At 48.5% G+C, this 15,813-nt stretch carries 15 protein-coding genes; 10 read left to right on the top strand and 5 right to left on the bottom strand.

Annotated elements, in window-relative coordinates; all coding sequences use genetic code 11:
* Window positions 1–222: 222 nt before the first annotated feature.
* Both I8U18_RS03735 and I8U18_RS03730 read right to left on the bottom strand, forming a co-directional pair.
* Window positions 223–1,593 carry an amino acid permease gene (locus I8U18_RS03735; protein ID WP_198054906.1) on the bottom strand — a complete coding sequence of 457 codons (1,371 nt, stop codon included), beginning with the start codon at window positions 1,591–1,593 and terminating at the stop codon, window positions 223–225.
* A gap of 242 nt (window positions 1,594–1,835) precedes the next feature.
* Complete coding sequence (locus I8U18_RS03730; RefSeq protein ID WP_198064498.1) at window positions 1,836–2,576, bottom strand: pseudouridine synthase; 741 nt, start codon at window positions 2,574–2,576, stop codon at window positions 1,836–1,838.
* Between the two features lie 418 nt (window positions 2,577–2,994).
* Here I8U18_RS03730 and trxB point away from each other — a divergent pair, with 418 nt between their 5' ends.
* Entirely contained in the window at window positions 2,995–3,942 is a 948-nt protein-coding gene (trxB, locus tag I8U18_RS03725; RefSeq protein ID WP_198054904.1) for a thioredoxin-disulfide reductase, read from the top strand.
* A gap of 41 nt (window positions 3,943–3,983) precedes the next feature.
* On the opposite strand, the gene I8U18_RS03720 is transcribed toward trxB, so the two are convergent.
* Together I8U18_RS03720 and I8U18_RS03715 are read right to left on the bottom strand one after the other, a co-directional pair.
* Window positions 3,984–4,754 carry a class I SAM-dependent methyltransferase gene (locus I8U18_RS03720; RefSeq protein WP_198064497.1) on the bottom strand — a complete coding sequence of 257 codons (771 nt, stop codon included), beginning with the start codon at window positions 4,752–4,754 and terminating at the stop codon, window positions 3,984–3,986.
* A gap of 495 nt (window positions 4,755–5,249) precedes the next feature.
* Window positions 5,250–5,579: a DMT family transporter gene (locus I8U18_RS03715; protein ID WP_033101551.1), complete on the bottom strand. Its 330-nt coding sequence runs from the start codon at window positions 5,577–5,579 to the stop codon at window positions 5,250–5,252.
* A gap of 142 nt (window positions 5,580–5,721) precedes the next feature.
* Here I8U18_RS03715 and I8U18_RS03710 point away from each other — a divergent pair, with 142 nt between their 5' ends.
* The 5 genes from I8U18_RS03710 to I8U18_RS03690 all read left to right on the top strand — a co-directional run bounded on the left by I8U18_RS03710 (window position 5,722) and on the right by I8U18_RS03690 (window position 11,553).
* Entirely contained in the window at window positions 5,722–5,889 is a 168-nt protein-coding gene (locus tag I8U18_RS03710; RefSeq protein ID WP_160173874.1) for a hypothetical protein, read from the top strand.
* 257 nt (window positions 5,890–6,146) lie between these two features.
* On the top strand, window positions 6,147–8,357 hold the full coding sequence (locus I8U18_RS03705) for a ribonucleoside-diphosphate reductase subunit alpha (protein ID WP_052154300.1): 2,211 nt from the start codon (window positions 6,147–6,149) through the stop codon (window positions 8,355–8,357).
* Between the two features lie 22 nt (window positions 8,358–8,379).
* Complete coding sequence (locus I8U18_RS03700) at window positions 8,380–8,826, top strand: ribonucleotide-diphosphate reductase subunit beta (RefSeq protein WP_309485176.1); 447 nt, start codon at window positions 8,380–8,382, stop codon at window positions 8,824–8,826.
* 555 nt (window positions 8,827–9,381) lie between these two features.
* Entirely contained in the window at window positions 9,382–10,800 is a 1,419-nt protein-coding gene (locus I8U18_RS03695) for a reverse transcriptase/maturase family protein (protein WP_198054902.1), read from the top strand.
* A gap of 69 nt (window positions 10,801–10,869) precedes the next feature.
* Entirely contained in the window at window positions 10,870–11,553 is a 684-nt protein-coding gene (locus I8U18_RS03690; RefSeq protein WP_232331008.1) for a ribonucleotide-diphosphate reductase subunit beta, read from the top strand.
* 38 nt (window positions 11,554–11,591) lie between these two features.
* Here I8U18_RS03690 and I8U18_RS03685 read toward each other — a convergent pair whose 3' ends face one another.
* The gene (locus I8U18_RS03685; RefSeq protein WP_160173875.1) at window positions 11,592–11,753 is read right to left on the bottom strand and encodes a hypothetical protein; all 162 of its coding nucleotides are present in this window, start codon (window positions 11,751–11,753) and stop codon (window positions 11,592–11,594) included.
* 106 nt (window positions 11,754–11,859) lie between these two features.
* Here I8U18_RS03685 and I8U18_RS03680 point away from each other — a divergent pair, with 106 nt between their 5' ends.
* The 4 genes from I8U18_RS03680 (at window position 11,860) to I8U18_RS03665 (ending at window position 15,777) form a co-directional block, all read left to right on the top strand.
* Complete coding sequence (locus tag I8U18_RS03680) at window positions 11,860–12,255, top strand: pyrophosphohydrolase domain-containing protein (protein ID WP_033101552.1); 396 nt, start codon at window positions 11,860–11,862, stop codon at window positions 12,253–12,255.
* A 172-nt stretch (window positions 12,256–12,427) separates the two neighbouring features.
* Window positions 12,428–13,603, top strand: coding sequence for an N-acetylglucosamine-6-phosphate deacetylase (gene nagA, locus I8U18_RS03675; protein ID WP_198054901.1), 1,176 nt, complete (start codon window positions 12,428–12,430; stop codon window positions 13,601–13,603).
* A gap of 110 nt (window positions 13,604–13,713) precedes the next feature.
* On the top strand, window positions 13,714–14,448 hold the full coding sequence (locus I8U18_RS03670) for a GntR family transcriptional regulator (protein ID WP_198054900.1): 735 nt from the start codon (window positions 13,714–13,716) through the stop codon (window positions 14,446–14,448).
* 99 nt (window positions 14,449–14,547) lie between these two features.
* Entirely contained in the window at window positions 14,548–15,777 is a 1,230-nt protein-coding gene (locus I8U18_RS03665; RefSeq protein ID WP_198054899.1) for an aminopeptidase, read from the top strand.
* Window positions 15,778–15,813 lie beyond the last annotated feature (36 nt).

The raw sequence follows: 15,813 nt of genomic DNA, 5'->3' as shown, positions 1-15,813 counted from the left end.
ATTTGGTACGCTGACGTACTCTCTTTAATTATAATGGAAAGTATGAATAATATAAATAATATTAAGAATAATATTACGAAATGTTGGGCGGAAGAATATTTTAACTTTCGATGAATCCATGTGAAGATAGTCGGAAAACGCAAGGTAAAGAAAAAACGGGATCTTCCGTTGCCGCCAGCAAAGAAAGAACCCCGTTTGTTTCAGCCGCATCATCTTATGCATTTATTGATTTTGAAGCCGGTTATTCCGTTTTCGGACAAACTGGTAACTGATGGCCAGAATGCCGAACCAGACCGGTGCGACATACAAAGCAATCCGCGTATCCGGACTAAATGCCAGCAGGACGGCCACCATCACGAGGAACAGGATGGCAATCCAGTTGGTGACGGGATAACCCGGCATTTTGAAGGAATCGTTCTTTGTTTGTTTGCTTTTCCGGTATTTGAGATGCGCATAAACGATTACTCCCCAAACCCACAGGGCCCCGATCGTTGCCACACTCGTGATGTAGGTGAAGGCCTGCTTGGGAATGAAATAGTTAAGCAAAACGCCGATCAACAGAACGATAAATGAGGCGGTAATCCCGCGGGCGGGAACTTTTCGCTTGCTCACTTCCTTAAAGGTGCCGGGAGCCTGGTTTTGATGGGCCAGCGTATAGAGCATGCGCCCGGTGCTGAACATGCCGCTGTTGCATGACGACAAAGCCGCCGTCAGCACGACAAAGTTGATGATCCCGGCAGCTGCGGGAATTCCGATTTTCGCGAAGGTGAGGACGAACGGGCTTGTCTTTCCGTCAAGCTGATCCCACGGATACAGGGACATGATGATGACCAATGCTCCGATATAGAAAATCAGAATTCTCCATAAGATCTTATTGATGGCCGAAGGCAAGGTTTTCTCCGGATCGCTGGCTTCACCGGCCGTCACTCCGACCAGCTCCACACCCAGAAAGGCAAACATCACCATCTGGAGGGCAAACATGACTCCACTGAATCCATGCGGCATAAATCCGCCGTGGGTCCAGAGATTTGAAAATCCGACCGCTTGCCCCTGGTTGCCCCAGCCGGTTGTGATGATCACGAGGCCGATGACGATCAGTGCGATGATCGTCACGATTTTGATAAGGGCAAACCAGAACTCGATTTCACCGAACAGCTTGACCGCTATGAGATTGACGAGGTAAACGGCGATCAGCGCGATCAGAGCCGGCAGCCATTGGGGAACAGACGGGAACCAGTAGCGCACATAAACACCCACGGCCGTGATTTCCGCCATACCGGTAACCACCCACATGAACCAATAGGTCCAGCCGGTGATAAAACCGGCCCAAGGCCCGATATATTGCGTTGCATAAGTGCTGAATGAACCTGTGACAGGCTGATCCAAAGCAAGCTCTCCCAATGCGCGCATTATGAGAAAAATGATGATTCCTCCCAATACATAGGAGAGGATCAAGGCAGGTCCCGCGGCTTGAATTGCTTGAGCCGAACCCAAAAACAAACCTACTCCGATCGCTCCTCCGATGGCGATCAATTGAATATGCCGATCGCTTAATCCCCTCGACAGGTGTTCTTTTTGATTTGTTGACTTCATATTTGGCCCCCTTGCAATTATTCGCCTAGACGCATTTTCATTAAATCAATAATAAAGAACCAACTCTATATTACTGAAGAGGTGATAGCGTTTTCAAGTTCAAGAATGTTCTTATTAATGAAAATGATGTCGAAAATCCCCTTTTGAACAGGGGACAAGCGGCCGGGACGAAGCCGCTCTCCCGGTTTATTTAACTGCATACATGCCATTAATCGAATAATGGATTGCGCAATGCACCTGATTTAACGGGATGAAGTTGCTTTTTTCAGCATTTCGATTTCTTCATCCGATAATTCCCTGTATTCGCCCGGTTCCAGATCCGGATCGAGGCTTAAGGGGCCCATTGCAATCCGTTTGAGGAACTTGACCCGTTTGCCTACAGCTTCAAACATGCGCTTAACCTGATGATATTTCCCTTCATAAATGGTTACTTCCACTTCGGAGACCGGACCGGAATTGAGAATGCGGAGTTGGCCGGGCAAGGTTTCATATCCATCGTCAAGCGTAATTCCGCTTGCAAATGCTTCGCGATCCGCCTCGGTAACTGCTCCCTCAACCAAAGCATAGTAGACTTTGGGAACGTGTTTCTTCGGAGACAGAAGCTGGTGCGAAAGTTTTCCGTCATTGGTCAAAAGGATTAACCCTTCTGTGTCCTTATCCAGCCTGCCGACCGGGAAAGGATCGAAAACGCGATGTTCGGGCTCGAGCAGATCGCTGATCACCTCATTGAAGCGGTCTTCGGTGGCGGAAATGACTCCCTGCGGCTTATTCATCATTAAATAGATATGTTCCCGATAGAGAATCGGGATCCCGTCCACAGTCAGTTCATCCTGGTCAGGATAGACATGGATGCCCGGGTCGTTTGCAGTGATTCCGTTGAGGCGGACCCGTCCGGCCCTGACCAGTTTTTTGATCTCTTTGCGTGTTCCGATGCCCATATGAGCCAATATTTTATCCAAACGTTGGCTTTTTTGTGTTCCCATCTTTTGTTACACTCACTTTCCGTTAAGTTCAAATGACATCATAGCACAAGAGAGGGAAAAAGATAATGAAAATGCCTGATTTTATCAATAAGAAAAACTAGTTTGCAACACAAACGAGAAGTTTTCAGATCGGGAAGCCACAGGCGGAGTTGATGGATGAACAGAATGGCGGGTGCGAATAAGATCAGAAAACACCGATGTATTTTCAGTCAAACCCGGAGATGAAAAGAAAGGCGGAAGAGAGGGGATGGAAAAAAGTTTGATTTCATATTTGAAGGGGAATGATAAAATTCGTCATTACCCTCAAGTTTTATCCACTTGTCTGTTTTCTATTCTGGGTATATAAAATATAAAGACAGAACTGGTTATTTTTTATTTACATAGACCGGTATCGTCTTAACTTAATGGAGGTGTCAACATGGAGAAAGTGATTGTATTGGGAACGGGACCTGCTGGTCTGACCGCGGCGATTTATCTGGCACGGGCCAATATGGAACCTTTGGTGGTGGAAGGTCCGGAGCCTGGCGGACAGTTGACGACCACAACAGAAGTTGAAAACTTTCCGGGATTCCCGGATGGCATCATGGGACCGGAACTGATGGACAACATGCGCAAACAGGCGGAGCGTTTCGGGGCCAAATTCAAGCGCGGATGGGTACAAAAAGTTGATTTGTCCGGTCGCCCGTTTAAGCTTTATATCGGGGAATCCGAGGTTCTGGAAACGGAAGCCCTCATCATTTCCACAGGTGCTTCGGCGAAATTGCTGGGGATCCCGGGAGAAAAAGAGAATATCGGCATGGGTGTGAGCACTTGTGCCACATGCGACGGATTCTTCTTCCGCGGAAAGAAAATCGTCGTGGTAGGCGGCGGGGATTCGGCGATGGAAGAAGCAACATTCCTGACGAGGTTTGCCACCGAGGTGACGATTGTCCATCGTCGCAATGAGTTGCGCGCATCGAAAATCATGCAGGAACGTGCACGTGAAAACGAAAAAATCAAATGGTGCCTGAATCGCACACCGGTTGAAGTGATCCGAGGGGAAAACGGCGTAACCGGCCTTAAAGTGAAGAATAATGAAACCAACGAGGAAGAGATTCTGGAAACGGACGGTATTTTTGTTGCCATCGGCCATAAGCCGAACACCGACTTTTTAAGCGGACAATTGGAAATGGATGAATTGGGCTATATCAAGGTACAGCCGGGTTCCACCCGAACAAGTGTCGAAGGGGTATTCGCTTGCGGGGATGTACAGGATCGTGTTTACCGTCAAGCAATTACAGCAGCGGGAAGCGGATGTATGGCTGCCCTTGATTGCGAACGTTTCCTCGAAGGAAGCACGACACAGGATTGGAGCAAAACATTGTAATACAGAATGAGGCAACCCCGGAGAGCAACCGGGGTTGTTTTTTATTCGGGGCGAACGGCGATCCAGACTGACCAGCGATCCCTGTCCGTGACAGGGGTTTCGGTACCGACTTTTGCCGCGATATACCGGATGAGTTCCTCTATCTCCCCGTCAGTCAATTCATGCAAAATCGACCGGCCTGAACGGTTTCGCATTTCATCGGCAAACTGCTCAAATGTTGCATAGGTTTTTCGGGTTTCCCATAATGACTTGGAAACAATCCCGGTAAAACCGGTTTGCAGCAAAGCCTGAACCACTTTGTCATGGTTATGTCTCCTGTCTTTTTCAATTTGCTGCAAGCGGGGAAATTTTTTGAAAAAATAGCCGCGGAGATGATCGGGACTTCCCGGAAGATGGCAATCTGCGACTGTGCGGTTTTGCGTAATGATGATTCCACCGGGTTTGAGAATCCGATAAACTTCCCGGAAATATGCCGGCAAATCGCGGAGATGATGGATTAAAGCGCGTGAAAAGACAAGATCAAACGAGCAATCTTGCAATCCGGTTGCATAGGCATCTCCTTTGCGAAATTCAATTTCCTTATGTTCCGATTTCGCCACTGACAGCATTGCCTCTGAAAAGTCAATACCGACAACACTTTTGGCGCCGAGATTTAATAATTCGCTGGTGTAGATTCCTCCGCCGCAACCGATATCCACTACCCGTTTTCCATGCCAGGAGATCTCTTGCTCCATAAAGCGGATCCAGGCCGGATCGATGTTCCGGTTGGCATACGTAAAACGGTTCGCGCGATCGTGAAAATTGATCGGCATCCGATATGCTCCTCTCTGGTTTCATATAGTGAAACTTTGTTTCTTTTTTTATTATAACATACCAAAACGATGGTTGTAAGATGCATGAAGCGTAATTTTACAGGCGGATGATGAGCGGGGGATTTTGGAGCTTGTTCACCTGTTTTGGCCAAAGAAGCATTCGCGGGAATGTCGATGTCCCTTGATCGAAGCGCACGGGGGAGAGACCGGGGGGGCAGCGTTCCGGTGAAAGGGATGACCATTCGCCTGACATTTCCACTGGCAGGGGATCAACGGGTTTTCGGGTTCTTAATATTCAGTCTGAAACTCCGAGCAGATGTTTTTTCTTGAGCGGTGGTAAGGGAGGAAAGGATGGAATACAAAACATGAAGGCGGAAGAGGGAGGTTCAATGGTTCCCCTTCCGCCTTCCCGAGAGATTACGCGGGAGCATGCCGGTTGCTCTTTTTATGTTTTTATTGCCATAAAACGAAATTTCACAAATCGAATTCTGGAGATCAGGTGACTGTTTCGCTGGAAATATTGATGATCACGCTTCCGATCAATATCAAAATAATGCCGGCCAGTTGGTGAGGTTGAATTTTTTCATCCCAGATATAGTAACCGATCAGAATCATTCCGACGGTTCCGAGCCCGGACCAGACGGCATAGGCCACACCCAAAGGAATGTGGCGCAGACTGAGAGTAAAAAGATAACTTGCGGCAACATATCCGATTATGACAATCAGTGTCGGGAGCAAACGCCTGAACCCGTTTGACTCCTTGAGGGCGGTTGTCGCGATGATTTCAAGAAGGATTGCAGAGATGAGTAATATAAACGGTTTCATTATCCCACCCCAAAACGAATTGAAAAACCAGTGACGACAAATACGATCAAAAAGAAGATTATTTATTATAATTATACAATAAATTCCAATTAGAATAAAGGCCTGCAAGAAAAGATTCGTGTCTTGCCGGCGGAGCCCGGGGATGAAAAAATCTGGAGACGAGGAAGAATGCTGCTTCCCGGTCGGTTATCACACTTTTACAGAAAATAAAGCGAAAAGTGAGTCAACACTTGCTAGCAAAAATTTAAACGGAATGCTTGGCAGCGGATTTGGGTTATGCGAGAATATCGTCTGGGTTTCTTCTTTTTAATCTATTTGGTTTTATTTCATAAGAACTGAAGAGGAACACGGAGAATAAGGCTTTCTATCCAAGCGTTTCTATTAATCTATTTGTTCCCCCGTCAAATACAAGAATAAGGCGATTGAAAGAGAAAAAAAACAAAATCGGATGGTAACCTCCTCTTGAATAGCTGAATCTGCCCATAGCCCTTTTTTTTGTATTTGGCACAATATGTTGTATTAGCTATACTACAAAAGCAACTATATATTGAGAACGGACGTGATAAGATGTTAAGTGTACTGCCAGAGAAAATGGCACCCTATGGGGCATTAATCGATGACATCTGCGGTCGTTTTCCCCACCTGGACAAAAATGAATGGCTTGGGGATGCAGCGGCCCAGATGAGAGAAAACATGTCAGAGGATGAAATGTTGCAAACCTTTATCCAGGCTGCTGTTGAAAAGACCAGCGTCGAAGAGCCGGATTGGCAATTTGTTGCGTCGCATCTGCTCGCTCATTACCTGTACAAAAAAGCGGCAGAGAACCGCAATTACGACGCTGACCGGAAATACGGGGATTTGTATGTGCTCATACATACGCTTACGGAAAAAGGGTTGTATGGAAAATATCTATTGCAACATTACAGCAAAAGTGAGATCGATGAGTTGGGAGCTTATCTGATTCCGGAACGGGATTATCTTTTTAACTACATCGGTCTCAAAGTGTTGTCTGATCGCTACATCGTCCGGGATTACGATGGCAAGGTCATGGAGTTGCCGCAAGAGCGCTTCATGATCATCGCCATGCACCTGGCGCAAAAAGAAGAAGACAGGCTTGGCTGGGCGAAGAAATTTTATGATGTGTTGTCCAAGCTGGAAATGACGGTGGCAACCCCGACATTGAGCAATGCCGGAAAGCCGCTTCACCAGTTGTCCTCCTGCTTTATCGACACCGTGGATGATTCGCTTTGGTCGATCTACAATACCAACTCGGCCACGGCGCAAGTGTCGAAGCACGGAGGCGGCGTGGGCATCTACCTTGGAAAAGTGCGCTCCAAAGGCTCGAAGATTCGTGGCCATAAAGGAGCTTCCGGAGGTGTGATCCCATGGATCCGCAACTATAATAACACAGCGGTCGCGGTTGATCAGTTGGGAGTTCGCCGCGGTGCCTTTGCCATTTATCTGGATGTATGGCATGCCGACATTTTGGATTTTCTCAACCTGAAAACAAATAACGGGGATGACCGGCTCAAGGCACATGATATTTTCCCCGGGGTCTGCATTCCGGACATTTTTATGAAACGCGTGAAAGAGCGGGGAATGTGGTATCTGTTCGATCCGCATGAGGTGCGGGAAGTGATGGGTTATTCCATCGAAGATTACTGGGGCGAAGAGTTTGAACGCCGCTATCTGGAATGCGTCAACCATCCGGAACTGAACAAAACGGAGATCCCGGCCATCGAGATCATGAAGCGGATGATGGTCAGCGCATTTGAAACCGGAACCCCGTTCATGTTCTTCCGGGATACGGTAAACCGGGCAAACCCCAACAAACACAAAGGCATGATCTATTCTTCCAATCTGTGTACCGAGATCTGCCAGAACATGTCGCCCACGGAATTGATCAGTGAAGAGCTGGAAGACGGCGTCATCGTGACCAGGCAAAAGCCGGGGGATTTCGTCGTTTGCAACCTGTCTTCGATCAATCTGGGACGGGTCAAAACGATGGATGATATTGAGCGCGTTGTTTCCGTGCAAATGCGCATGCTGGACAATGTGATCGACCTGAACATGTATCCGGTGAAGCAGGCGGAGGTCACCAACAAGAAGTATCGTGCCGTCGGCCTGGGAACAAGCGGGTATCACCAGTACCTGGCCGAACGGAAAATCGCCTGGGAATCGGAAGAGCATGTGGAAGAAGCTGACCGTTTATTTGAGGAACTGGCTTATCAGGCGATTCGCGCCTCGATGGAAATCGCCAAGGAAAAAGGTGCTTATCCGCTGTTCGCGGGAAGTGAATGGGAATCCGGCGAATATTTCGAGCAACGCGGCTATACGAGCGAACGCTGGCAGAGATTGAAAGAAGACGTGAAAAAATACGGCTTGCGAAATGCCTGGGTGTTTGCCGTGGCTCCGACCGGTTCCACCTCCCTCATCGCCGGTTCGACCGCGGGGATTGATCCGGTGTACGCCAAATTCTTTGTCGAGGAGAAGCGGGGAGCTGTCATTCCGCAGACGGCGCCGAATCTTTCGCCGGAGACAACCTGGTATTACAAGGAGGCGCACCTGATCGACCAGCATTGGAGCATCCGTGCTGCCGGGAAGCGCCAGCGGCACATTGATCAGTCGCAATCGTTCAACCTCTACATTACGCCGAATACAACGGCCAGGGAATTCCTGGATCTCTATCTGGCGGCTTGGGAAAACGGATTAAAAACCATCTATTATATTCGCAATCAGTCGCTCGAAGTGGAAGAGTGCGTCAGCTGTTCTTCCTAATCAGTCGGAAAGGTGATGAAAAGTGGCAGAATTAAAGCGGAAAAAGATTTTTAACGAACACGGACAGCGCGGAACCCAGCGCCTGATCAACGGGAATACAACCAATCTGCGCGAGTGGAACCGGATCAAATACGATTGGGCGCATAAACTTTACCGGGCCATGTTGAACAACTTTTGGATTCCGGAAGAGATTCCGCTGGCCGGCGATGCGAAACAGTTTATGGAGCTGTCGCCGGAAGAGCGCCGCGCATTTGACAAGACGATTTCTTTCCTTAACTTTCTGGATTCGATTCAGGGAGAAAACCTGCCGAATATCAATGAATACACAACGGCCCCGGAGGTTTGCTCACTGCTGAATATCCAGGCGTTTCAAGAGGAAATTCATGCGCAATCCTACAGCTATATCCTTGACAGTGTCTGCTCTCCGGAAACGCGCGAAAACATTTACGATGAATGGGTGCGCCCGTAAGAGGATCTGGGGAATCTGCCCTGACAAGGCAGTAGGCGAAGGACGCTGGCAAAGCCTATCACCGACGAACTGATCCCGAAGGGAAACCGGAGGGGGAGTGCAGCATGTTCGGAAAGCCACAAGTTGGTCAACTGCCGGATCACGACTGAGTGGCGAGGTGAAAGGATACGGACGAGGATGAAGGCTAAACTGCTTGAATGACAGTCCGAGCGGGCGAATCGTAGCCGGTGACGAAAGGCAGTTGGTACGTTGCCGAGTCTTATGGGAGATGGGAGTGCCATTCGCCAATCTCCGGAGCGTCCCAAGACTCCGCATCTTCAATCAGAAGAAAAGGACGAACGTCACATCCGACACCGTATCATGTCAAGTCTCCAGATTCGTTAAACGGGGATCACCTAAAGCGGAATGCCTCCTGCAGGCTATGGCTGATCGAGCCTGAATATCCGCCAGGGTGACGGAGTTCCCGTAGTAGTCCGAGGCAGGGAAAGCCTGCTGCATGGCGAAGGGGAACAGCTTATCTTGTTTAATACAGCGAGGGAAGGAGCGCGAGGCTCTGTGAGAAATCCTGAGAACGTATTAAACAGTCTGGCCTCCAAAGCGCAGCATGACGGGTACAAATACCGCAGATTGTACCGTAACCTGTATAACAAGGAGTTTTTTCTTCTGGCGTACAAGAGAATCAAGGGGCATCCGCCCGATGATCGGAGCTTGGAGCGGATTGATTGTTTAATCGAGAGCATGAAGGACGAAAGCTATCAACCCAATCCGGTGAACAGTGTTTCCTCTCCTGGGGCCAACGGAACGAAACGGCCTCTTGGAGTTCCGTCATTGACCGATAAACTCGTTCAGGAAATCCTGAGGATGATGCTGGAAGCGATCTACGACCGGTCATTCTCTGATCACTCGCACGGCTTTCGTCCACGAAGGAGCTGCCACACGGCGTTAACGGAAGTCCGGAAGACCTTTACTTGGGTAAAATGGTTTGTCGAAGGAGATATCAAGCGTTTTTTTGGACAGATGGATCACCATGTTCTGGTCAACATCCTCGGAAACAGAATCGATGATGAAAAGTTCCTCCGGCTGATCCGGAAATTTCTGAGGGCAGGGTACCTGAATGATTGGAAGTACCATCGTACATACAGCGGTACTCCGCAAGGCGGCATTATTAGTCCTGTTTTATCGAATATATATCTGAATGAACTGGATCAATACATCGACAAGTTGAAAGAAAATTTTACCCAAGACGACAGGAACATTCCGGACTCAAGATACAAAAGGCTTTACTATGTAAGGTATGCGGGTGATTTTCTGATCGGGATCATCGGAAGCAAAGATGATGCCAGGGGAGTGAAAGAGGAGCTGGCGGAGTTTCTAAAAGAAAAGCTGAATCTCCAACTCTCCGGGGAGGAGATGAAGATCACCCACTCGGAAAAGCCGGCAAGGTTCCTCGGATATGATATTCGCGTATCAAGGAAACACAAGGGGCCGGCCGGTTCAGGGGGCGGTTCATCGGGCAGCCCGTTAAAATGCAAACTTTATGTACCGCATGAAGTATGGAAGAAGAAACTCCTTGAGAGCGGTTCGCTTGAAATTGCAAAAAACGGAAAATGGAAATCAAAACACAGATCATCTCTCATCAGGCTTGATGATTGTGCGATTCTCGACACGTACAATGCAGAGATCAGGGGACTCTACCATTACTACCGATTGGCGTCAAATGTGAGTGTACTCAACAAGTATTACCACATCATGAAGTACAGCTTGTACAAAACCTTAGCCGGCAAATACCGGACGACGACCAGGAAGATCATCAAAAAATACGAAGTGAACAAGGTCTTTACGGTTACCTGCGAAACGGGAAACGGAACAAGAACGCGAACGTTGTACCATGAAGGTTTTGCCAGGCAAGCTGATCCGTCGGAAGACAACAGGGTGGATTACCTCCCGAAGGCTGCAAAGTACATCAATAAGTAAACATTCATCTCTTGACTTGGAAAGATGATTTTACGGAGGCTGGATTCGGATAAGTGGAGAGCCGGATACATGGAGACATGTACGTCCGGTTCGGAGGGGAGTTCTTGGAAACCTCCCGCTGCAAGGCGGCAAGGCGCCGGGTTCTTACCCTACCGCAACGATGAGCATCTGCTCCGCCGGAATCGGTTTATCGCCGATTTGTACCAGCGGTTTGTCGATGACAGAAATGATGAAAACTATGTCCGAACCTGCATGGCCAACTTCTTGCTGGAGTCGCTTTACTTTTACAGCGGATTCTCCTTTTTCTACGCTTTGGCGCGGCAGGGAAAAATGACGGCAACCGCGACACTGATCAAATATATTCAGCGTGATGAATTAACCCATGTGGTCTTGTTCCAAAACATGATCAAGGAATTGCGCCGGGAAAATCCCGATCTCTTCACACCGGAATTTATCGAGGAATTGCGGGAAATGGCCCGTACGGCGGTTGAACATGAGATTCGCTGGGGTCAATATATCACCAACAACAACATTCAAGGACTGACCAATGATATTATCGACCGCTATATCAAATATTTGGCCAATGAACGCATGACCCGTCTCGGCTTTGATATTTTGTATCCGGAGATTACGACGCATCCGATGAAATGGGTTGAGAGTTTCTCCAACCTGAATGCGACGAAAACGGATTTCTTTGAACAGAAAGTGACCAATTACACCAAAGCGAGCACACTCGATTTTGGCGATCTTTAATCAAAACACCTCCCTGAATCGGGGAGGTGTTTTAATCGCTATAACTGTTGTAACAGAAACCAGAGGGCGGCAACGGCAATTGCAAGTTGGTAGACAAATTCAAACCAGTTTTGTTTCGGTGCTTGCAGGATTTGAATAGCTGTGACGACTGCATGAACAAGAATGAGAACGAGCGCGATCGAAAAAAGTAAGACTGGCATATTTTTCACCTCCTACAGTTGAAAAATATTCAAATTAAGCTAGTACTACCCCAAAAATGGGCCCGGACTTTTTAATCATTTTGCTAATGCGAACGGGGGAAAGTTGATGGATCAGGCTTGGGAAAAAGTAAAAGAGTTTCATCGCTGCTTTGGGGTTCCCCATAAGGAAAAACCCGAAAAACTGGCGATGGAGCGGGTGCAAAAGCGGGCGAAATGGATGGAGGAAGAAATCGGGGAATTCAAACAGGCAAGGACGATTGAAGAGCAAGCGGATGCGATGATCGACACGATTTATCTGGCCTTGGGAACTTTGGTTGAAATGGGAGTTCGCCCGCAAGCCCTGTTTGATATTGTCCACACGGCCAATATGGATAAACTCTGGGAAGACGGAAAACCCCGGTACCGGGAGTCTGACGGAAAAGTGATCAAGCCTTCTTCTTGGCAGGATCCCGGGCCGCTTCTCAGAGAGGAAATTAATCGGCAAACTGATACGCATGAATAATATTTTTTCACGGATGGGAGAGGCGTTTTACGCCTCTTTTTTTCGGGCAGTGATTCAACATCGCAAAGGAATCCGTGCTCAGTTCTTAATCGAGGATTGGTATAGACCATTATAAATAGGAATGCTAAACTAAATACAATGGAGAAATTTTGCAAAAAGGGGCGCAACAAATATGAATAAGCCGTCAGTTTTATTGACCAACGCACAGATCTGCACAGCAAATGGTACGGTTGATCCGGGCTATGTATTTATTGAGAATGGGAAAATCGCTGCGCTCGGGTCGATGGAACAACTTTCAGGCATTGAGGCCGGTGAGGTGATTGATCTCAGCGGAAAAAAGGTGATTCCGGGCATGGTGGACGTCCATATTCACGGAGTAGCCGGAGCGGATACGATGGATGCAACGCCGGAAGCCTTAAAAACGATGGCCGAAAATCTGCCGAAGGAGGGGACGACGAGTTTTTTGGCCACTACGATCACGCAATCGCACGAAAAAATTGAGAAAGCGTTGGTCAATGCCGCCGACTTCATTGAAAATCATCAAGTTGCGGGGCAGGCTGAATGCATTGGGATCCATCTGGAAGGGCCATTTATCAATGTGAAACGCGCGGGAGCGCAACCTCCGGAATACATCGTTCCTCCGGATGTGGATCTCTTTCGCCGCTGGCAGGAGCTGGCGCGGGGGCATATTAAATTGGTGACACTTGCACCCGAGCAGCCGGGCGGGCCGGAGTTGGTCCGCTATCTGAAGGAAACAGGAGTCATCGCTTCGATTGGCCATTCGGACGCCACCTATGATGAAGTGGTCGAAGCGATTGGGAACGGAGCGAGCCATGTGACGCATCTGTTCAACGGGATGCGCGGCTTTCATCACCGTGAGCCGGGGGTGGCCGGAGCGGCCTTTTTGCGCGATGAACTCAATGTGGAAATCATTGCTGACGGGATTCACATCAATCCTCACAGCGTGCGTGTTGCCTATAACCAGATCGGCAGCGGGAGGATTATCCTGATCACGGATGCGATGAGAGCCAAATGCCTCAAACGGGGAGTTTATGACCTCGGCGGTCAGGAAGTGATCGTGAGCGAACGGGATGCAAGGCTCGTAGACGGAACGTTGGCGGGAAGCATTTTGAAGATGAAAGACGCTTTGGCCAATATGGAGCGGTTTGCAGGTTGCTCAATGGAGCAACTGGTTGAAATGACATCGTTAAATGCGGTGCAGGAATTGGGATTTGCCAATCGCAAGGGCGCACTCGCTCCGGGAAAAGACGCTGATATCGTCGTGCTTGATGACCAGCTTGAGATCTTTATGACTTTTTGCCGGGGTGTACTGGCATACCAAAGATAAGAAAGGTTGTACCTGCTTTCCGGGTACAGCCTTCGGCGCTGCGGACAATCCCGCCCCGGAATCAGGCTCTTTGCGGAAAAATTCCAAGGGAAAGGAAATCAAGTTGAACGATGAAAAAGGTATCCAAAAAAAGTCCAGTTCCCCTATACTACCAACTGAAAGAGATCTTGCAGGAAATGATCGAAAATGAGGAATTAAAACCTGGAGATGCAGTCCCGCCCGAGCGTGAATTGTGCGAAGTTCATGGAATCAGCCGGATGACTGCGCGCAAAGCGGTGATGGCTCTGGTGAATGAAGGCGTGTTGTTCCGGGAGCAGGGAAAGGGAACATTCGTGGCCGAGCCAAAGCCCAAGCATCTGCTCACCCGCCTGCGAAGTTTTACCGAAGAGATGGAAGAACAAGGTTTTTCCGTGCGTTCGGAAATTTTGTCATTTTCCATTGTCGAAGCGACTCTGCAATTGAAAAAAAATTTAAAAATGCTGCCCGATCAGTCAAAAGTGGTGGAAATCAAGCGGCTTCGCTATGTGGATGAGTTGCCGTACGCGCTGGAAACAGTCTGGCTCAACCATGACAAAGTTCCCGGTCTTACCCGGGAAAAGCTAGAAGGCGAATCATTGTATACGGTTTTAAAAAATCAATACCAATACCATCCCGCCTATGCCCGGCAAACGATTGAGCCGATCAGCCTGAATGATTATGAAAGCAAACTCCTGGGTGTTCCCAATCATTCGCTGGCCATCCTGTTCAGCAGAACCACCTATCTGGAAAAAGGGGAAATCATGGAGTTTACGAAGTGCATTTATCGTACGGACCGGTACAAATACGAGATTGTGTTGCAGCCTTAAAATTGGTTCGGGTGGACGGTTGAAATTTTTTATTTGCATATGGATGAATTATTTGATTAGATTTAATTATTATGAATAAAAATGAAAGAGTGAGGCCGGATGTTGGAATATGACAAATTGGAAAAATACGCGGAACTGGCAGTCCGGATTGGGGTAAACATTCAAAAAGGGCAGACCTTGTACATTTCAGCTGCGCTGGAAGCCGCTCCTTTCGTACGAAAGATCACGGAAGTCGCTTATAATGATGGAGCAAAAAATGTTGTCGTTGACTGGTTTGACGATGAAGTAAACCGCATCCGCCTGTTGCATGCACCGGAGGAGTCGCTCTCCAACATCAGGAAGGGCAAACTGGAAGATCTCCGCAAGGATCTGGAAAATGGAGCCGCGATGTTGACAATCCATTCCCCCAAGCCTGATTACTTCCACGGGGTTGAAACCAAACGAATTACCGCGGTCAGCAGGGCGAACAATGAAGCGATGCATTTTGCCCGGGAACTGATTCGGCAAAATAAGATCAGCTGGTTGATTGTCGCTTATCCCACGACAGAGTGGGCTAAAAAAGTCTTCCCGCATCTGCCTGAAGAAGAAGCGATGCAAAAGTTATGGGAATGCATTGAAAAGGCGACGCGGCTGGATGCGACTGATCCGGTGGAGCGCTGGCAGGAACATCTGAAAAAGATCGAGGATCGGGTGCAGTTGTTGAATAACCTTCACCTGAAAAAACTTTCTTATCGTGCGCCGGGTACCGCGCTGACGATCGAATTGCCAAAAGACCATCTCTGGGTGGGAGCGGGCCAGCAGAATGAACAGGGCGTGTTGTTTGTCCCCAACTTGCCCACTGAAGAGGTGTTTACCGTTCCGTTGAAGACCGGAGTCAACGGGGTGGTGAGCAGCACACGGCCGCTGAGCTATAACGGGCAAATGATCGATCGCTTCTCCTTGACCTTCAGGGAGGGAAAAGTGACCGAAGTAAGGGCGGAAACAGGTGAAGAGCTGTTAAAATCGCTGGTCGGGTTGGATGAAGGGGCCGCTTATCTCGGTGAAGTGGCACTGGTTCCCCATACATCTCCCATTTCGCAATTGGGTGCGATTTTCCACCAGACCTTGTTTGATGAAAATGCTTCGTGCCATCTGGCTTTGGGCTTTGCTCTGCCGTTCTGCCTGAGGGGGGGAACCGGATTGACAAGAGAGGAGCTGGCCGAGCGGGGCATTAATCAAAGTATGGTTCATGTCGATTTTATGATCGGTTCATCCGAACTGGATATTGACGGCGAGAATTGGGAGGGAAAAACGATCCCCATTTTCCGCAACGGAGATTGGGTAATCTGAGTCAGTTTCATTTGCCCCGATAAAAATGTCCGGCGA

The organism is Thermoactinomyces sp. CICC 10522, assembly GCF_016055075.1.
In the GTDB taxonomy this organism is placed as follows: domain Bacteria; phylum Bacillota; class Bacilli; order Thermoactinomycetales; family Thermoactinomycetaceae; genus Thermoactinomyces_A; species Thermoactinomyces_A daqus.
This window is presented reverse-complemented; position numbering and strand designations above follow the sequence as displayed.